An 18026-nucleotide genomic window follows, 5' to 3' on the forward strand; every position below is an offset into this window, starting at 1 on the left:
GTGGGCTGGTGTGGTCATCCCTCTGTTGAGTCAGGCCGCAGCGGAGGCCAGGACGGTGACCAGACCATCGACGAGTCAGCCCTGCGAGGGGCGACAGATAGTTGTCGAGCCAACCGCCGCTGACCCCCTGACAGTAGGCCCCGGGAAGCTACCCCAGGAACCTGCTGCTGCTTCAGACCATAAGTCGGTAGTTGAAGTGGTTCACCCAGACCCCGATGGCGTCCCGGCGGGCCTGCTCGCTGGCGTAGGGGCGGGCGTAGAGCACCTCGTCGGAAAGCAGCCGGTTGTACCGCTCCACCTTCCCGTTGTGCCGCGGCGTGTAGGGGCGGATGCGCTGGTGCCGGCCGGCGAGGGCTTCCACGCAGCGGGTGAAGTCCTTGGCCCGGTAGTTGGCGCCGTTGTCGGTCACGACCCGGTGGATCCGGGTGATGCCGTGGGCGGCGAAGAAGGCTCTGGCCCGGCAGAAGAACCCGATGGTGGTCACCGCTTTCTCGTCTTCGAGGGCCTCGGTGTAGGCCAGCCTCGAGAAGCCATCCACGGCCGAGTGCAGGCAGGTGTAGCCGACCTTCGCCCCGGGCCCACGCTTGGCCGCCTTCGCGGCGGTGGATCCGCGGCCGTGGGCCCGCCAGCCGCCGCCGTCGGGGATCCGCCCGACTTTCTTCACGTCGAGGTGGATCATGTGCCCGGGCCAGGCAGCCCGGATGCGCTGCGGTGGGCGTCTCAGGTCGTCGCCGTCCGGGGTGAGGTCGCGCAGCCGAGAGATGCCCAGCCGGGCCAGCCACCGGCCCACGGTGCGCAGGTGCAGCTCGTGGCCGAGACCGAGCAGGTGGCGGTGGATGCGCCGGGCGGACCACTTCCGTTCCCGGCGCAAGGCCTCGATCGACTCCACGACCGCCGCCGGGGTGCGCTGAGGGCTGCGCCGCGGAGTCGAGGGATGATCGGCCAACCCGGCTTCGCCGGATTCGAGGTAGCGGGCCACCCAGGTCGCCACCGTCGGGCGGCTGACCCGGAACTCCGCGGCCACGTGGGCCTTCGGGATCCCGTCGTCGAGGTGGCGCAACACCATGCGCAGCCGGCCGGTCGGGGTCAGTGGTGCATTAACGTGGGTCATGAACGGGCTCTCTCGCGCGGACGGACGGTGTAGGAACTTCCATCCTGTGACGAGGAGCCCGTTCCTCATCTCATCGACGCACCCGCGCCAAGAACCTCATGCCCCACAACACCTAGATACCACCGCCCACCCGTTGGTCCTGATCCGGGGCCGTTAGAATCGGGAAGTTAAGAACCGTCCAAGCCGCCTAGCTGATGGACATCGCTTCTCGGATGCGCAGAGGCTATGAGTAGGCGTCAGAATCCAATCCCAGGGGCTACCTCAGAGCCCTCCTGAGACGTTCAGCACTGCTCCGGTGACATAGGAGGCGTGAGGTGAGAGCAGCCATGCGACTGCTTCAGCGATCTCGGTCGGGGTGCCTGGGCGGCCAAGAGGTATTGATGCCGCGACCCGTTGGGCTCGTCCGGGTTCTCCCGCCCGAGCGTGAATGGTGGTGTCCGTGGTGCCGGGAGAAACGGCGTTGACGCGAATGTCGGCCGGGGCGAGTTCCTTGGCCAGCCCGAGGGTCATGGTTTCCACACCGGCTTTCGCTGCGGCGTATGCGATGTACTCACCGGGGGCGCCCGTGTGGGCGGCGACTGAGGAGATGTTGACGATGGCTCGCCCGGCAGAGGTTGACGCGCTTGATGTGTCGATTGCCCAGCGTCGGGCGACTTCACGGCACAAGCGCGTGGGGGCGATCAAGTTGACGTCAACGACCCGTCGCAAATCCTCATCGGTCAGATCGGTGAATGGACTTATCGGGCCGGTGATTCCAGCGTTATTGACAAGGGCAGCGACCGCCCCGAGATTCTCGGCGAAATCTAACAGGATTTGTGGCGCATGGTCATCGGTGACATCGAGACGGATGCCGTGAATAATGCGTCCCTGGGCATCGCCCTCGATCTCGAGTTCCTTGGCGGCAGTATCAGAGTTCGAATGAGTGAACACCACAGTGAATCCATCGCGACCGAGCTGATCGACGATGCTGCGCCCAATGCCGCGCGTACCGCCGGTGACGATCGCCACGGGGCGCTTCGTGGTTGGAGTGTGAGATTGCATGTAATGGCCACTTTCTAGCGGTGGGTACTGGGACATCGGGCTCGGAGCCAGCGTGCTCAGGTACGTCGCGCCATGGCAACAGCGAACAGTGCCAGGACAGCGAATCCGACAGCGGCACCACGGTAGGAGCCGAGTGTGGTGGCGGTGAGACTACCGAGGACGGGAGCGATCGCCATGGATATGGCGATGGGGAAGTGGAATCGGCCGAAGATGGTCGCGTAGGAATCCTGCCCCCACCGATCCGAGACGGCGGCGGCCACGGACAGTGTGTGCGCGCCCCGAACGGCGCCGGCGAAAACGGCCGCGGCAATGACCAGGCTGGCGGGGGTGGAGACTACAGCGACACCGAACAGGGCCAGGGCGCTAAGGCCTGCTTGGGTCATGGTTCGCGTACGCGGGGTCCCTCGTCTGTTGAGCGGGAGGAAGGCGAGACGGCCCAGCAGTTGCCCGGCGCCGACGAGCCCGAAGACCACTGCAGCGTCGCGGTAGTCGAAGCCGTATTCCTGCAGAAGGGGAATCATGTTGAGGGTAACTGCATACAAGCCAGCGGCCGGCAGGGCGAGAGCGAGGCGGGTAATCCGGAAAGTAGGAGCTCGCACGACGGAGCTGATGAACTGAGCATGGTCCGTGCCGGTTCGATGTGGGCGAGTCCATGGCGGGGTCAGGAGTACCACGGCGACGCTGATGGAAACCAGGCCGTAGCCGAGAGCAAGGACCCCAAACGCTGGACGCCACCCCAACGCGTCAACAAGCGCGGCCGTCACAGGCGCAAAGACTGCGGAAGAAACGCCACCGGCCAGCGTGATCGCAGTGATCGGCCAGGTCCGGTGGGTCCCGAACCATTGGGTCGCAGCGGCGAACGCCGGCGGATACAGCGTGCATGCCTGAGCTGCTCCAGCAATCAGCCACCCGAGGCCGAACAGCGCAAGGAATGGCGTGGACATCGACAACGCCATGCCGCCGGCGCCCAGAAGCGAGCCGGCCGCCATGACTCGTCGAGGGCCGTATCTGTCGACCAGTCTGCCGGCCCATGGTCCCAGGACAGCAGCGCACAGCAGGCAAGCGGTGTAGACCGCGGAGACGGTGAGGATGGGCCACGACGTCTCGGCGGCGATCTGCAGAGCGGCCAATGGTAGGGAGTAGTACAGGACACCCCAACTGAGGAATTCCACCACGCACAGACCGGCCAGGACGCGCGACGGTGGCGGGGGCGCCACCTGGGTCGTATGTGCGGGGTCAGGACTCACGTGCTGTGCGAGCTTCGAGAGCCCTGATGACCGCCACCATGTCCTGGGCCCCTAGGCCCATGGCCATGGTCTCGTCGTACAGCTCGGCGCACACATCGATCAGCGGGGAAGCGGTCCCCGACGTGCGAGCCGCGTCAGCGACCAACCGGCTGTTCTTGAGCACATCGGTGATAGCCGCCTGGACCTCGAAGTCGTTGTCGATGAGCTTCTTCGTTTTCATCCGCGCCAAGGGGCTGTCCATAGGGCCCGCTTCCAGGACCGCGGCGAACCTGCTGAGATCGAGCCCGTGGCGGTTCGCGAACTGTACAGCTTCGGCCAGGGCGGTGATCATCGAGATCATGTACAGGTTCACGGCCAGTTTCATCCGGAGCGCCGACGGCACGGGGCCGCAGATGATCGACTCGCGGCACATCGGCCGGATCAGCTGACGCACCTCCTCCACGGTGGAGGCGTCGGCTCCGGCGAGCATGGCCACAAGTTGACCGGCTGTGGCCGGGGCGCGGGAGCCGGATACTGGCGCCTCCACATACTGCCCGCCTGCGTTCAATATGTCGGTCTCCAAAGCAGCCGAGTATTCCGCTGAGGTCGTGCCCATATGCACGACGAGGTGACCCGCCACATTGGCGGAGAACTGGGCGCTGCCGCGACCCAGAACGGCATCCATTGCGGCGCTGTCGATCATCATCAGGATGACGACCCGTGCATTTTCGAAGACTTCCTCCGGGGTGGTGGCGACCTCAGCCCCGGCTGCCCGGACTCGTTCACACCGTTCGGCAGTCCGGTTCCAAACGAGCAACGGCACTCCGTCCTTCACAAGATTGAGCGCCATGGGTTGACCCATCACACCGATTCCGATGAATCCAACGGTTTCCACTTGATCTCCACTTTCATCGTCCGGTCAGAGGTGTTTGCAACCAAGGCATTGATAACTGCGCGAATGACCCCTGGCTTGGGAAGTTGCGGACGTCCGATGTGCTGCTTCACGAGGCTTGGAGCGGGGCCGTACGCATCGAGGTCACAAGGACCGAATGCCGCCAGGGGGAGCGCAGTCACCGAGGAAGGTCAGGCTGCGCCGGAGTGTATGGACCCATCCGGACCAGCCGAGTTCCCGCCACGGGACACGGTCTTCCCGGGGGATGGCCAGGCGCCCGATGACCGTGTACACCGACAGCACCATGATGACGCCTGCTACCAGGAACAGGAGCGAAATCATCATGAGCGCCTCCCGTCGTGTCTCCCGAGCCATTCCGGCCGGGATCTAAGCCGTCTTTGATCTGATCGGGACAAAACCGACGTCGGCCGTGCACCGTGAACCGCCTGCCAGGCACGTGGAACCGTCCGAGACGGTGACGGTAGGAGAGACACAAGGGGTACGACCATGTCAGTCTTCTTCTCCTCACGTCGATCCACACCAACCGCACACCTGCTTGGCCACCGGCAGGGATCGTCGTAGCCGGGGCCCGAAACCCTTCGTGATTCATGGGCGGACAAGGCGCACCATCCACTCGTTTTCGTCGGGGACTTGACCGAACTGGATGCCGGTCAATCGCTCGTGAAGCCACGCGGTGACCGGTCCCCAGCCGATCGTGGGAGCGGGGATGACGCCGTCCGTGCTGCGGAGCTGCCCGATGGCAGTGATCACCGCGGCGGTACCGCAGGCGAAGGCTTCGGTGATCGTGCCGTCGGTAACACCCGTGCGCCATTCCTGGAGAGCGATAGGGCGTTCCTCCACATGGTGTCCGGCCTGCCGTGCGAGTTCGATGATGCTGGCACGGGTGACACCCGCCAGGATCGTCTCTCCGAGGGGAGGGGTCACAAGCGTCCCGTCACGGCGCACAAGGAAGATGTTCATGTTGCCGGCCTCTTCGAGCCAGCTGCCCGTTGCGGCATCGAGGAAGAGAACTTGAGCGCACCCATTGGCTACAGCCTCTTGGAGGGCAACCAGTGATGAGGCGTAGTTCCCCCCGCACTTGGCTGCGCCAGTTCCGCCTTGTCCTGCCCGGGAGTACTGGGAGGACACCCACATCGACACCCCTTCATCAGTAGGGTGCAGGGGGCCGGTAGGACCGGCAATGAGCACGAACTGAGCCCGTTGCGGTGTCCGCAGTCCAATGAACGGATCGGTGGCCACCAGCATGGGCCGCAAGTACAAGGTGGTGCCGGGCATGCTGGGCACCCACGACCGGTCCACTTCGACCAACTGGCGGATGGCCTCCAGGAACAGGTCCTCGCTCAGTTCCGGCAAGGCCAGTCGTCGAGCGGAGTGGCGGAAACGAGCCGCATTGCGTTCAGGACGGAAGGCCCACACGGATCCATCGGGGTGCCGGTAGGCTTTCAAGCCCTCGAAAATCTCCAACCCGTAGTGCAACACAGCAGCAGCCGGATCCAACGGCAGCGCCCCGTACGCGGTGACGCGGGGATCATGCCATCCCGCCTGTTCGTCCCAGTCAATGAGGACCATATGATCGGTGAACCTCTCGTCGAACACAGGCACCGTCAAGACATCCGTCAGGTCGTGGTCCTTCGTCCACGGCCTCACAAGCTCCCTGCGGAACGTGGCCCCGGGTCCACGGTGGCTCGACGTATTCGTCGCCGTGGTCATATGGTTCTCCAATCTCGCGGCTCGAACCGCTACTTCTATCGCCCCACCACTGAGCGCGAATGGGTGTATGTGCCCCTGGGCCGGTCAAGCCATAAGCGCAAAAACCTTGTCGGGTCATCAGCGTGAACATGATTCGCCCCCACCGAGATCCAGACTCAACCCATTAAGTACCAATCGCGCAGAGCCGGCATGATGATGTCAGGTCTGAACTTGTTTTGGCGCTCTGTAGCAGATATCCAATCTGGTCCAAGGCCATGGCACAAGACTCCAATATTGATAGGGTGGACTCATGGTTTCCACTCGCTCTGGTCGCTCAGCCCTCTCTGGTAGGGCATTGGCCCAACTGCTCGGAACGTGGGAAGGCCCCGCGCCGGCCTACGAGGCGCTGGCCGAGCGCATCCGAATTCTCATCATTGACGGGCGGATAGCCGTTCACACTTGGCTTCCTTCGGAGAGAGAGCTGGCCCAGGCGATCGGGCGCAGTCGGACAACCGTCATTTCCGCCTACCGTCTGTTGCGAGAACAGGGCTACCTGATCAGTTCTCGGGGGGCTGGTAGCAGTGCGATATTGCCTCCGGCAACGGGAAGTCAGTCGTCGGTCGATCCTGGCGCAGTCATTGATCTCAGCAGGGCCGCTCTGCCGATGTGGCCTGAGCTGCCGGGAATACTCGCCGACGTCACCGCATCCTTCAACGCACGCAACGCCGGATTGGGCTTCGATCTGCTGGGTCACCCGTCCTTGCGGCGCAGAATTGCCGACCACTATGCAGAGCAAGGGCTCCCGACCAGCCCCTCCCAGGTCATGGTGACACTCGGGGCTCAGCACGCCATCGCGCTGAGCGCTCGAGCTCTGCTGACACGGGGGGATCGAGTGCTCCTCGAGTCTCCGACCTACCCGCACGCCTATGAGGCGTTGCATAATGCCGGGGGCCGACCGGTCACGGTCTCCGTCAACAGCGCCGGATGGGACCTCCCCGGATTCGCCGCGACCGTGGAAAGCTTCCGGCCTGCCGTGGCCTATCTGATGCCGGACTTCCACAACCCCACCGGCGCCTCCATGGACCTCTCCACTCGCGAGGAGATCGTTCGGCTGGCGGGCCGGGCCGGTACCGTTCTGCTGATCGATGAGACCACCCGGGACCTGGCCATCGACCGAGTCGAAAGGCACCGGCCGTTGGCGGCCTTGACCGACAACGATGCCGCGGTAGTCACCATCGGTTCGACGGGCAAGTCGGTGTGGGGAGGATTGAGGGTCGGGTGGATCCGCGCTGATGAGCAACTCATCCATCGCCTGGCGACAATTCGGGCAGCCCAGGACATGGGCACTCCGACGATCGATCAGCTTGTCACAGCGGAACTGTTCCCCAGGATGGGCGAGGTTCTCGAGCATCGAACTAAGCAACTGCGCTCGAGTCGTCAACTCGCCGGCCACCTGTTGGCCAAGCACCTCCCGGGTTGGCAGGTGCCCCTGACCCCTGGCGGGGTGGCCTTCTGGGTCGGCTTGGGATCGCCTCAGAGCTCTGCCCTGACGCTGGCCGCACGCACCAAAGGGGTGCATCTGACCGCCGGCCCTCGGTTCAGTGTTGACGGTGCCTTCGAACGCAACCTCCGCATACCGTTCACCGGTCACCTCGACGATCTCCACACAGGAGTTCCACTGCTCGAGGACGCCTGGCGCTCCTTGGGCGACCATCAGGGGCTGAAGAATGGCATCACCCTCGACCAGGTGGTCTGAATCCTCTGGGTGATGCCCCCAATTGAGAATCGGTGCGATGCCATGCAGTGCGGTGCGCAACAGTCGCGTCCCGGCGACGAGCCGTCTTCTGGCCCACGTCAGGGGTGGGACATCGAACATCAGCACTGAGGGCCTGCAGCAGTCGGCTCGGCTCCATCACTGAGGGGGAGGGTCCCATCGCGTAACCAGGCGAGAGTGGCCGGCCAGAAGGTGGTGCGGAAGCGGTCGTGGAACAAGCCGAAGTGTCCGACCTCCGGGACTCCGAGGTCCTCAGGGCGTAGCTCCCACAGATGAGGGTGAGCAAGGGGGCTGTAGGACAATGCGCGGGAGAGTGCTGCGGGAGTGGCATAAGGGTCGTCGGTGGTAGTCACCGCTAGTGTCGGGGCGCAGAAGTGGGCCAGATGCTCCTGCATCTTTCCCCGCTGCTCTGCGGTACGTCCGGTGGCGGTGAAGTTTCCTTTGCTTCGTGCCCAATCCATGGCGACCCCACGAGGTAGGTCCTCCAGCCAACCCAAGCGACTGCCCGGGAAGTGGCCCCAAGCCGCCGTGATCATTGGCATGAGCATGTGCCAACGCCACCACAGATGGGCTCGGTGGCCGGGTCGATAGTCTCGCCAATAGGCGTGCTGACCACCCACGCTGAGATGTCGATGAACGTGCCTGCTGTGAGCGGCAAGGCCGATTCCGAATCCGCCGAAGCTGTGGCCGACACTGAGAAGTTTGTCCTCCGGTCGATGCTCCATCACCCAACGCAGAGCTGCATCGAGGTCCAGTACGCCCCAGTCGGCCCACCTGGCCCTACGGGCCGTGGCGAAGGGCTGCTTCGAGTCGCCGATGCCGCGGTAGTCGACAGTGAACGAGCTTAGGCCCGACTCGGCAAGGAACCTCGCATATCGGTGATAGTAGGCCGACTTCACGCCCGTGGCTGCAGCAATGACCACGGTGGCCTCGACCCTCTGTGTTCCCGGTGCAGGGTCCCACAAGCGGCCCCGCAGGGTGAACCCGTCCTGGCAGAGAACTTCAACCGAATGAGACGCAACCGTCGCCGGGACGTCCATCAAACACCTCCTGGCAGGCTTTGGGCATCGCGCTGGTCAAGGGGGCCGCGATGTCAGCGCTCGTTCATGCCATCGCATAGCACCGGGGCGGTATGGGATAAGTACGTGCGGGTGCTTCAAGTGACCCACTCAGTTGTACAGTCGTATAATAACTACTGCTGGGGGTCAAGAGGGGTCCGATGGGGTATCGCATCGTCGGACCGGATCTCGTGGCATCTTCAGGACGACAGCACGGCGGTACGAAAAAGGGATTCGAACATGGACGTTGCTGCGCACTGCCCCCGGCATGATCTGATGGCGCGGAGGTCGACGCTCCAGGGGGTCAATATCCATCGAAGTACGCTGCGCGTTCGGTGTCAGGGAAGTTCGTTGTCGGCAGCGACTCCAGATGCACAAACGAGGTGAAGGCGCTGGTGAGTCAAGCAGTCGTCGCCGAGCGGTTCGGCCCTCCGCAGCAGGTGCTGAACTTGACCAAGCTGGTGCACCCCGAGCCCCTGCCGCACCAGGTGATAGTGCGAATGACAGCCGTTGCCCTCAATCCTTCGGACTTGATACCCGTAAGGGGCGCATATCCGCATCGGACGCCGTTGCCCTTCATTCCTGGCTTCGAAGGCGTGGGAGTCATCACCTCCCTCGGAGAACACTGTCCGGGATGGACTCTGGGGCAGAGGGTGATGCCCGTCGGTACGGCTGGCGCCTGGCAGACGCTGAGGGTGGTGAACGCCTCGCAGTGCATCCCGGTTCCATCGGATGTGCCCGATTCCACGGCAGCACGGAGCTACATCAACCCCATCACTGCTCATCACATGGTGCAGCGTTACGCGGGTGGCGCTGCCACCGTGGCCCTCAATGCATCCTCTTCTTCCATTGCAGTGATCCTTGCCCATCTGTTGCACCAGCAGGGAATACAGGTGGTGGAGCTGGGCTCACGAAGCACCGGAACCGCGGACTCGCTCTTTCTCGACACGGCAGGAGACGACTGGATGCGCAATGTGCGGGATCTGGGTCAGCAGCAGGTCATTGACCTTGCCTTCGACTGTGTTGGCGGGACCGAGGGGGAGTGGCTTGCCCAGGCGGTGCGAGTGGGGGAACGGTGGTGCACTATGGCCTGCTGTCGGGTCGACCTTTGCCGGTCCGTTTGCTCGAGCATCGCCCGGATCTGAAAATCGAGTACTTTCGTCTGCGGCCCTGGGCCCACACCGCCACTCGCGCGCAGTTGCTGGAGGCCTTCGCCGGCAGCTGGGACTTGGCTCGGAAGGGTGTGCTCGACTCCGGCCGCGTTGTGGAGATGGGTTTGGCGGACTTCGGGCAAGCTCTCCGCATGCAGCAGGTCCGTCCATCTGTGGGCAAGGTGGTGCTCCGCCCCTGAGTGCCCCGAATACTGATCGCACCAACACCTAGGGTCACCCTGGGGTACTCGCGGGTCAATTAGACGTAGGGCACCTGCCGTACGGCGCTCTGGGCCACCGCAACGTCCAACACGGATGCCTGAGACCGACCCCGACTGGCGCTTGTCAGAGGCAGGGCTAGCGTTCCACCAACCTGTAGTTGTACGATCGTATAATCCTAGTGATGGTGTGAGCCCCAGGGGGTACCTGATGACCACTTCGTCTCGTGTGGACTGGAATCTTCCTCCCGGCCCGCCGAATCCGCTGTATGGGGCTGGGGCTAGGACGGAGGAGAAGGCGCTGGTCCAGCTGACGGCCATCACCGCCACGGCTGTCGTCATTGGCCATGCTGTGCTCACAGCTGAGTCCTCCTGGATGCTGTGGCAATACGTGCTGGCCGCGGTGCTGGTCTTCGATCTCGCTGGCGGGGTGGTGGCCAACGGGTTGAACACGGCCAAACGGGACCACCACACCCCCTCGGGTCACGTAGGTGCTCATGGGCCCACCCGGTTGCTGCGCAGACCGGTGCTTTTCACCGCCCTGCACCTACACCCGGTACTCGTCGGGTTGGTTTTTCCCGGCGGGACCTGGTGGTGGGGGCTATGCGTGTACGCAGTGGTGCTCGCCGCCGTGATCGCGGTGCGATGCTGCCCCCTTTATCTACAACGCCCCATGGCCTTGGCCGCCTGCTCCCTCACGGCAGTGGTCGCGCCCTTGGCCGGTGCCCCGGACGGGTTCTGGTGGCTTCCACCGGTCATCGTGCTCAAACTCGCCCTCGCCCACGCCGTCCAGGAGGAACCATACCGGCCCGTGACCTCATCACAGCGGCACCAGCGCGGCTCTGAGAAGCCGATACGTCCAGCTACCTCGCCCGTCGACACCCCAGAACCTGCTTCAACCGATACCTCGGCTACCGAGCTGGTTGAGGATTCACCCAAGCCAGCATCGTGGAAGGACATCCGGTGACTGCTCAGCTCAGCATCCTGCAGACCGCTTGGTCCGCCCTAGGGCAGGATCCCGCCGCATTGGAGGGCGTGCGACCCGGTGGTGCACCCGAGTTGTCCTCCCGGTTAGCCGTGGATCACTTGGTGCGCGACAGCGTCGCCTCAGCTTCCCTGGCTGCGGCCCTGCTCAACGATCCCGCACCGGATGTGTCGCTGGACAGCGCACGGATACGCACCGCCGTCACCAGCGACCGCCACATCAAGATCGACGGCAAGCGACCCGACGTGTGGGCCGAACTGTCCGGGTTCTGGCCTGCCAGTGACGGCTGGGTGCGAACCCACGCCAACTACCCCCATCACCGGGCACGTCTGCTCCACGCACTGGACCTGAACGAGTCCGCGACCAAAAAGGAGTTCGGCGCCCGGCTGCAAGAGCTGGAGACCGCCCAGATCGAACAGCGCGCCGCTTACCACGGTGCCATCGCCGTGCAGGTCCGTACCCCCAGCCAATGGCGGACGTACCCACAGTCGCAAGCCGTCAGGGCGGACCCTTTAGTCACCTATCAGACTGACGACCATGTTGGTGCATCTCACGCCCATCCCTTGCGGGATCAGCCCCAAGCCCCACTGGCGGGGGTACGAGTACTGGACTTGACGCGAGTTATCGCCGGCCCCGTGGCCACTCGATCCCTGGCGCTGTTGGGCGCCGATGTGCTGCGTGTCGACGCCCCACATCTCGAAGAGCCGCAGTGGCAACACCTGGATACCGGGGCCGGCAAGCGATCGACCCTGTTGGACCTGCATGAGCGCCGGGATCGGGCCGTGTTCGATGACCTGCTGGCTGGGGCTGATGTGCTGGTGACCGGCTACCGTCTCGCTGCCCTCGATGCCTTCGACCTGGACCCTCAAACTCTTACCCAGCGGCACCCCGGGCTCATCATCGGACGCCTCAGCGCATGGGGAACGGAGGGCCCATGGGCCCTCCGACGGGGGTTCGACAGCATCGTTCAAGCCGCCACCGGCATCGCCGTCATCGAGGCCGATGGCGCTCCCACTCCTGGTGCCCTGCCGGCTCAAGCTCTCGACCACAGCGCCGGGTACCTGTTGGCCGCGGGACTTCTCACCGCCCTGCGCCACCGCCGTACCACGGGCACCGGTGCCACAGTGGAAGTGTCCCTGGCCCGGATCGCCCAGGAGCTGCTGCAGTACCCCCTCCTGGATACGCGCCCACCGGGATCAGGCCTCGAGGCGACGACCACCACCGTGGACACCCTTGCCGGACCTGTGACCTACGCCCAACCAGCACTGCAGTACACCGATGGACCCAATACCTGGCCGGCCCCGAGCCGCCCCTGGGGCAAGGACCTGGCCACGTGGAGACCATGATCCCTGCTCCTCCCTCGAGAGCCGCCCGTCTTCGACCTGGTTGCCGAGTTCAACTCCTCTGGAAAACCGTCGAGTCACCCACCCCCAGACACCCCCGGCCGCGGTGCATGACGCCATCTGGGTCCGCCTTGGGCATCGAACGGAAGACTAAGGTGAGAGGTAGTGTCCAGAAGACATCCGTCAACGGTCACTCCTGCCCCACGCCGGCGAGGGCGGTGCAGACCGGTGATCGAGGAGAAGATGCACCCAGCACAGCAACAACCCCCGTCCACTCCTCACCGTTCCGCAAAGGGTCAGCAGCGACGAGCCGAGCTGGTGCAGGCAGGCGTCACGTGTTTGGTGAACGAGGGGTGGCCCGGGCTGACCCACCGCAAGGTCGCCCAGCAAGCAGAAGCACCCCTTGGGCTGGTCCGGTACCACTTCGGCAACCTCGCCGGCCTACACAGAGCCATCGCAGAACAGGTCAGTCACGCTCTGATTGGGCCCATGACCGACGAGTTGGTGAGCACCACCTCGGTCGAGGAACTGATCGCCGTGTTCCTGACTGCCCTCGAGACTGGCCGCGAGGAACTCACCGGAATCCAGCTGCTCATCCAGATCATGGTCGGCACCGCCTACTACCCGGACATTTCCCGCATCGTCCGCACCGACCTCGACGGCGCCAAAGCCCACCTGGCCGCCCACCTTCAGGAACTCGATCCGGAATGGACGGCTCCCTCAGCCTTGCAAGCCGCGTCCTTGCTGATAGCCGCTTGCGACGGCATCCTCCTGCATGCTCTGGTCGATCCTTCCCCAGGGAACCAGCATTCGAAATCGCAGCTGCACACAATGCTGCAGGCCATCCTGACACCTCCCCGCACTGGAGAACCCACGCCCGATCACTGATCTTCTCAACACCAGCTTGCTCATCGGCCGCCGGAAAACATCCATCAGGAAAAGGCCGGAAGGAAGCCCCGTGCTCGAGGCGGCAGTGATCCTGGTGGCAGGCTTCTGGGCCGGCATGATCAACGTAGTGGTCGGCTCGGGAACGTTGGTGACATTCCCCACTCTGCTCCTGTTCGGGTACCCGCCACTGACGGCCAACGTCTCCAACAACATCGGCCTTGTTTTCGGCGGCCTCAGCGGTTCTTGGGGGTATCGACGCGAAGCCGCCGAGAACAAGCAGCTGCTCGTCCGCCTACTGCCGATCTCACTGTTAGGTGGGCTGACGGGGGCCATGTTGTTGCTGGTTCTACCGGCTTCGGCCTTCGGGACCATCGTGCCGGTGCTGATTCTGCTGGGCCTGCTCATGGTCGCTGCAGGACCTGCACTGCAGCGTCGTGCCGCGCGTGTCTCCGCCCGTTCCTCTTCTCCGCGGGCTCCTCGCGGCCGCGCCGTGGCGTTGGCGGTGGGCACCGCGGTTCTGGGAATGTACGGCGGCTACTTCGGAGCGGCTCAGGGCATCCTCCTGATGGGACTGATGAGCGTCGTCACCGTGCACAATCTGCAACAAGTCACCGGCATCAAGAATGTTCTGGTGACGGCGGTCAACGCCGTGGCCGCCGGTGTCTTTCTCCTGGCCGCTGGAGAAGCCATCAACTGGACTGTCATCGCGCTCATCGCGGTCGGTTCCACCCTGGGCGGTTTTGCGGGGGCACGCTTTGGTCGTCGCCTGTCTCCAACTGCGATGCGAACCTTGATCCTGGTCATCGGCGTTGCCGCCCTCGCCCGAATGGCGTTCGCCGGTTGAAGCCGGTGGTCCTGACCTATTTCCCTGGGCCTGCAGTGTCATGTGCGGGGGCGCATGTGCCCGTGGGTCGACAGGGCGCTGGCTTCAATCGGTGCGGCAGCTGAGTTCTCGCCGGGTCCGCAGTAGCTGGCCCATAAGGCCCCGCAGTAGCCCCGACCACTGTGTTGACTGTCCCGTGACTGGCCTGCGTTCTGGAGCTCAGCAGTCGCAAGTGAGAGTCCTCACCGGGGCAGTGAGGTCGTCGATCGGTCGGTGGAGCGGGCCATGGTTGTTCTCCACCGGGTAACCCTCACGGGCCCAGTACTCGTATCCACCGATCATTTCCTTGACCTGATAACCCTGACGTGCAAATTCCAGTGCCGCTCGGGTAGCCCCGTTGCACCCAGGGCCCCAGCAGTAGACGACCACGGGAAGCTCCACCGGGATCCTTTGCCGGGCCTGCGCGGCAATGTCAGCGGTTGGCATGTGCAGCGCGCCTTGAATCCTCCCCTGGGCCCAGGCGGCATGTCCGCGGGAATCCACCACTACGACCGGTTCCCCGCCCACGAGCGCTGCATGAGCATCGGCGGGATCAGTCTCAAAGGCCAGCTTGGCGGCAAAATGGTCGATCAGCACGTGGGAGGGTACCGGTGTCTGCGTCATGGGGCCGAGATTATGAGGCAGTGGAGGATCGGGGAAGAAGCAAGTTCCGGTCTTCGCGGCTTCGCGCCGTAAAAGGCGTGGGAAGATCCCGCTGTGAACGCCAATCTCGCGCTGCCCCTTGACCGTACTGATGTTGCCATTCTCAAGGCTCTTCAAGCCGAAGGCCGTCAGACGATCACGGCTCTGGGGCGTACCGTGGGGATGTCCAACAGCGCGGTGGCCGAACGCGTCCGTCGGTTGGAAGATGCTGGAGTGATCACTGGATACGCCGCGATGGTGGATCCCGAAGCGATGGGGTACCCCATCATGGCGTTTCTGCGCCTGCGCTATCCCAGCAGCATCTACGAGCCTCTGCACCGCTTACTGGCCGAGACGCCGGAGATCGTGGAGGCGCACCACGTGACAGGCGACGACTGCTTCATCATGAAAGTCGTGGCCACGTCCATGCGCCATCTGGAGGCCGTCAGTGGTCGCATGGGCACTTTGGGGTCGGTGACCACCAGCGTGGTGTACTCCAGCCCTCAACCCTTGCGTGCCGTCCTTCCTCCTGCGAGCTAAGACGCTTTCGTCGCTACAGGCTGTGAGGGGCCCATTGTGCCCCTCTCCAAGCTCAGCAGCCGTGTCGTCTGCATCCAGACAAGAACGGTTCCGAGGTTCACGCCCACCGGCGGCCTCGAGCACACGAGCTGTCGTCAAGGTCGACCAAGTTGGGTGAGCCACTGAGTCACCTCGGTGGCCAGTGCGACAGGTGCGTCGTAGTGGATGAGATGCCCGGCCGACGGTATGAGGGACAGTGTGCTTCCGGGGATGGCTTCGTGCAGACGATGGGCGCGGTCCACGGGGATCCAGGTGTCATCCTCGCCCCAGACGATATGCGTAGGGATGTCTATCGCTGCCAGATGGGGTTCCAGTGCTGCGGTCCAGGCCTCGTCGGCCTGAGCGATCTGGCGGTAGAAGGCTGCCTGACCTTGATCCCCGCACCACGGATCGGCCAGCCGAGCGAGGTCTTTCGCATGCAAGCCGCGATAGCTCGCTCCGGCAATGTACGCCTCGAGAGCACCGCGGTGCACAGAAGCCGGCAACTGGGCGAACACCTCAGGATGAGCTTTGACGAGGGCGAAGAAGGGAGATCCCCACGGTCTGAGCGCAACGACATCCACCAAACACAGGGACGAAAACTTCGAGCCGTGCAGAAGATGAGCCCGCAAGGACACCGCGCCCCCGTAGTCGTGAGCGATCACATGAGGAGCCCGTAAATCCCAATGCTTCAACATGGCCGTGAAGGCCTCACCTTGCAGGCCTAGGTCCACCTCGTGATGTGGTTCCATCGACGATGCTCCGTACCCGGGCATGTCCCACAAGTAGACGGTGTAGTCCTTCGCCAAGGCCTCAGCAAAGGGAGCCCAAAGGGCAGAAGACCAAGGGGTGCCGTGACAGAAGACGACCGCGGGACCGGTCCCCATGGCCTTCCAAGCAATTTGGCGACCACGCCAGGTGAACTCTACCTCTAGGTCCATGCGTTTATGCTCCCATCTGTTTCTCTCCAGCTCACCCGTCTGGCTAGCCTCAACGAGGTCGGCTCGACAGTCCTAGCGATTCAAACATTCAAGGTCATGGGACTGCCGCACCATCAGGTGTCATCCGACCCGGCTCGCCACTGGTGTGGTCCGCAGGGATGCGGCAAGTGCCCAAGTTCACGACCCGCAAGGGCTCTACCGACACCCTGCCGCTTTACATATGGCCCGGCTACCGGCCACTGATGCATGGATATTGCCCGACCCGCCCCAAATTTCATTCGACCGGATTTCCTGCACTTCCGGGCTGTGAGGGACTGTCGCTCTAACGGATGCTCCTATTAGCGTCAAGTGATTTTGAGGCGTTGTCGGCCCGTCTCGTCGAGCCAGTGCTGGCAGCGGCGGACGAGGTCGGGATCGGTGCGGGTGCCCATAGCAGACGTGACCATTCTGGTTTTCTTTGAGGATCAGAGGTGGGCAGGGGCGGTGCTGGTGCGGGCGACAAGTTGCGAGGGAATCACGATGTGTTCGCCTGGCGCGGGAGTGTCTGTCTCTGCGGTAGTGAGGTGGCGCAGGGCTAGCTCGACGGCCGTGTGGGCCAGTTGATGAGGGTCCTGGGCCAAGGTGGTGAGATCGATGTAGGGCAGGGTCGCCTGCTCGGAGTCGTCGAAGCCGACCACCGAGAGGTCCCCGGGAACGCTGTGGCCGAGGACCCGGGCCTGGCTGATCACCCCGACGGCGCAACGGTCGTTGAAGGCGATCACAGCCGTGGGGGCGGGGTCTTGAGACAGGAGCTCGGTGATGGCGGCTGCACCTCCGGCCTCCGATGCGCCGCCGGCCACGATGAGGGCGTGGTCCGCAAGGCCTGCGGCAGTCATGGCGTCCTGATACCCCGCGCGGCGGTCCTGGCCGCCGGCTTCACGGTTGGCGTCGATGTAGGCGATGCGCTGATGGCCGAGGGAGATCAGGTGTTCCACGGCCAGGACCATGCCCCGGTGGTCGTCAGTGGCGACACTGGCAATGGCTTCCGAGGTGACGGCCCGGGTGACAGAGACGACCGGCAAGGTTCTGCTCAGGTGCTCCAGCCGGTCTTGGGGCAGTGAGCTGCCCAGCAGGACCAGGGCCTCGCACCGGTCGCGCAGCAGGGCCTCCACGGCGTCCTCCTCGGGTCGGGAGCCGGTGACCGCGGAGAGGACCACGTCATAGCCGTGGCCCCGGGCGGCGCGGTGGAGCCCGTCCAGGATCTCGCCGTGGAAGGGCTGCATCGGTTCGAAGGCCACCCCGAGCAGCCGGGAGTGCTGTTGTCGCAGCACGCGGGCGCGTTCGTCACGGCGATAGCCCAGCTCGGCGGCGACCGCCCGCACGTGGGCCCGGGTCTCCTCGCTGGCCCCGGGGGCGTTGCGGAAGACGATCGAGACCAGCGGCTGGGAGACCCCGGCCGCCTGGGCGACCTCGCGCATCGTGACGCGGCGCCGGCCCGGGCGGCCGGGGGCGTCCTGTGACGTGGAAGTGGGAGTCATCGCCGGAAGGTGGTGAAGGCGTCGCGGAAGCGTCCCAGGGCGACGTCGGGGTCGCCGGCGGCGAAGGCCTCCATGGCGACCACTCCGTCGTATCCCATCTCGGTCAGGG

16 protein-coding genes and 1 pseudogene are annotated in these 18026 nt (G+C 64.4%); 7 read left to right on the forward strand and 10 right to left on the reverse strand.

Annotated elements, in window-relative coordinates; genetic code table 11:
- Nucleotides 1–187 precede the first annotated feature (187 nt).
- The 6 genes and pseudogenes from ACFU0Y_RS09995 to ACFU0Y_RS10020 all read right to left on the reverse strand — a co-directional run.
- A pseudogene (locus ACFU0Y_RS09995) lies at nt 188–1111 on the reverse strand (IS481 family transposase); the annotation flags it as partial.
- Between the two features lie 261 nt (nt 1112–1372).
- On the reverse strand, nt 1373–2119 hold the full coding sequence (locus tag ACFU0Y_RS10000; RefSeq protein ID WP_380214339.1) for an SDR family NAD(P)-dependent oxidoreductase: 747 nt from the start codon (nt 2117–2119) through the stop codon (nt 1373–1375).
- An 89-nt stretch (nt 2120–2208) separates the two neighbouring features.
- Nucleotides 2209–3399 (reverse strand): MFS transporter, encoded by a 1191-nt coding sequence (locus ACFU0Y_RS10005; RefSeq protein WP_380214340.1) that lies wholly within the window; start codon nt 3397–3399, stop codon nt 2209–2211.
- Complete coding sequence (locus ACFU0Y_RS10010; RefSeq protein WP_380214341.1) at nt 3389–4273, reverse strand: NAD(P)-dependent oxidoreductase; 885 nt, start codon at nt 4271–4273, stop codon at nt 3389–3391. Before ACFU0Y_RS10010 ends, ACFU0Y_RS10005 begins: the two co-directional genes overlap by 11 nt.
- Before the next feature lie 141 nt (nt 4274–4414).
- Nucleotides 4415–4615, reverse strand: a complete 201-nt coding sequence (locus ACFU0Y_RS10015; protein WP_380214342.1) for a hypothetical protein — start codon at nt 4613–4615, stop codon at nt 4415–4417.
- A gap of 261 nt (nt 4616–4876) precedes the next feature.
- Nucleotides 4877–6001, reverse strand: coding sequence for a branched-chain amino acid aminotransferase (locus tag ACFU0Y_RS10020; protein ID WP_380214343.1), 1125 nt, complete (start codon nt 5999–6001; stop codon nt 4877–4879).
- A gap of 334 nt (nt 6002–6335) precedes the next feature.
- Between ACFU0Y_RS10020 and ACFU0Y_RS10025 the strand changes: the two genes are divergently transcribed.
- Nucleotides 6336–7736: a PLP-dependent aminotransferase family protein gene (locus ACFU0Y_RS10025; protein ID WP_380214344.1), complete on the forward strand. Its 1401-nt coding sequence runs from the start codon at nt 6336–6338 to the stop codon at nt 7734–7736.
- A 119-nt stretch (nt 7737–7855) separates the two neighbouring features.
- Here ACFU0Y_RS10025 and ACFU0Y_RS10030 read toward each other — a convergent pair whose 3' ends face one another.
- Nucleotides 7856–8794 (reverse strand): alpha/beta fold hydrolase, encoded by a 939-nt coding sequence (locus ACFU0Y_RS10030; protein WP_380214345.1) that lies wholly within the window; start codon nt 8792–8794, stop codon nt 7856–7858.
- Nucleotides 8795–9195: 401 nt separating this feature from the next.
- Here ACFU0Y_RS10030 and ACFU0Y_RS10035 point away from each other — a divergent pair, with 401 nt between their 5' ends.
- From ACFU0Y_RS10035 to ACFU0Y_RS10055, 5 genes are all read left to right on the forward strand, one after another.
- Nucleotides 9196–9957: an alcohol dehydrogenase catalytic domain-containing protein gene (locus tag ACFU0Y_RS10035; RefSeq protein WP_380214346.1), complete on the forward strand. Its 762-nt coding sequence runs from the start codon at nt 9196–9198 to the stop codon at nt 9955–9957.
- Between the two features lie 435 nt (nt 9958–10392).
- Nucleotides 10393–11148, forward strand: a complete 756-nt coding sequence (locus ACFU0Y_RS10040) for a hypothetical protein (RefSeq protein WP_380214347.1) — start codon at nt 10393–10395, stop codon at nt 11146–11148.
- Nucleotides 11145–12512, forward strand: a complete 1368-nt coding sequence (locus ACFU0Y_RS10045) for a CoA transferase (protein ID WP_380214348.1) — start codon at nt 11145–11147, stop codon at nt 12510–12512. Before ACFU0Y_RS10040 ends, ACFU0Y_RS10045 begins: the two co-directional genes overlap by 4 nt.
- Nucleotides 12513–12998: 486 nt before the next feature.
- Nucleotides 12999–13397: a TetR family transcriptional regulator C-terminal domain-containing protein gene (locus ACFU0Y_RS10050; RefSeq protein ID WP_380214349.1), complete on the forward strand. Its 399-nt coding sequence runs from the start codon at nt 12999–13001 to the stop codon at nt 13395–13397.
- A gap of 70 nt (nt 13398–13467) precedes the next feature.
- Nucleotides 13468–14241, forward strand: a complete 774-nt coding sequence (locus tag ACFU0Y_RS10055; RefSeq protein WP_380214350.1) for a sulfite exporter TauE/SafE family protein — start codon at nt 13468–13470, stop codon at nt 14239–14241.
- A gap of 198 nt (nt 14242–14439) precedes the next feature.
- Here ACFU0Y_RS10055 and ACFU0Y_RS10060 read toward each other — a convergent pair whose 3' ends face one another.
- Nucleotides 14440–14883, reverse strand: a complete 444-nt coding sequence (locus ACFU0Y_RS10060) for a rhodanese-like domain-containing protein (protein WP_380214351.1) — start codon at nt 14881–14883, stop codon at nt 14440–14442.
- Between the two features lie 93 nt (nt 14884–14976).
- Between ACFU0Y_RS10060 and ACFU0Y_RS10065 the strand changes: the two genes are divergently transcribed.
- On the forward strand, nt 14977–15441 hold the full coding sequence (locus ACFU0Y_RS10065) for an Lrp/AsnC family transcriptional regulator (RefSeq protein ID WP_380214352.1): 465 nt from the start codon (nt 14977–14979) through the stop codon (nt 15439–15441).
- A gap of 134 nt (nt 15442–15575) precedes the next feature.
- Here the strand turns inward: ACFU0Y_RS10065 and ACFU0Y_RS10070 are convergent, their stop codons facing one another.
- The gene (locus ACFU0Y_RS10070) at nt 15576–16400 is read right to left on the reverse strand and encodes an alpha/beta fold hydrolase (RefSeq protein ID WP_380214353.1); all 825 of its coding nucleotides are present in this window, start codon (nt 16398–16400) and stop codon (nt 15576–15578) included.
- A gap of 464 nt (nt 16401–16864) precedes the next feature.
- Complete coding sequence (locus ACFU0Y_RS10075; RefSeq protein ID WP_380214354.1) at nt 16865–17917, reverse strand: LacI family DNA-binding transcriptional regulator; 1053 nt, start codon at nt 17915–17917, stop codon at nt 16865–16867.
- Nucleotides 17918–18026 lie beyond the last annotated feature (109 nt).

The sequence above is a fragment of the Kocuria sp. NPDC057446 genome (genome assembly GCF_042802875.1).
GTDB lineage: Bacteria > Actinomycetota > Actinomycetes > Actinomycetales > Micrococcaceae > Kocuria.

Excerpts from the sequence above, each read along its gene's own strand:
- ACFU0Y_RS10015 (WP_380214342.1), bottom strand. The coding sequence starts at position 4,615 with ATGATGATTTCGCTCCTGTTCCTGGTAGCAGGCGTCATCATGGTGCTG.
- ACFU0Y_RS10020 (WP_380214343.1), bottom strand. The coding sequence starts at position 6,001 with ATGACCACGGCGACGAATACGTCGAGCCACCGTGGACCCGGGGCCACG.
- ACFU0Y_RS10030 (WP_380214345.1), bottom strand. The coding sequence starts at position 8,794 with ATGGACGTCCCGGCGACGGTTGCGTCTCATTCGGTTGAAGTTCTCTGC.
- ACFU0Y_RS10040 (WP_380214347.1), top strand. The coding sequence starts at position 10,393 with ATGACCACTTCGTCTCGTGTGGACTGGAATCTTCCTCCCGGCCCGCCG.
- ACFU0Y_RS10050 (WP_380214349.1), top strand. The coding sequence starts at position 12,999 with ATGACCGACGAGTTGGTGAGCACCACCTCGGTCGAGGAACTGATCGCC.
- ACFU0Y_RS10060 (WP_380214351.1), bottom strand. The coding sequence starts at position 14,883 with ATGACGCAGACACCGGTACCCTCCCACGTGCTGATCGACCATTTTGCC.
- ACFU0Y_RS10070 (WP_380214353.1), bottom strand. The coding sequence starts at position 16,400 with ATGGACCTAGAGGTAGAGTTCACCTGGCGTGGTCGCCAAATTGCTTGG.
- ACFU0Y_RS10075 (WP_380214354.1), bottom strand. The coding sequence starts at position 17,917 with ATGACTCCCACTTCCACGTCACAGGACGCCCCCGGCCGCCCGGGCCGG.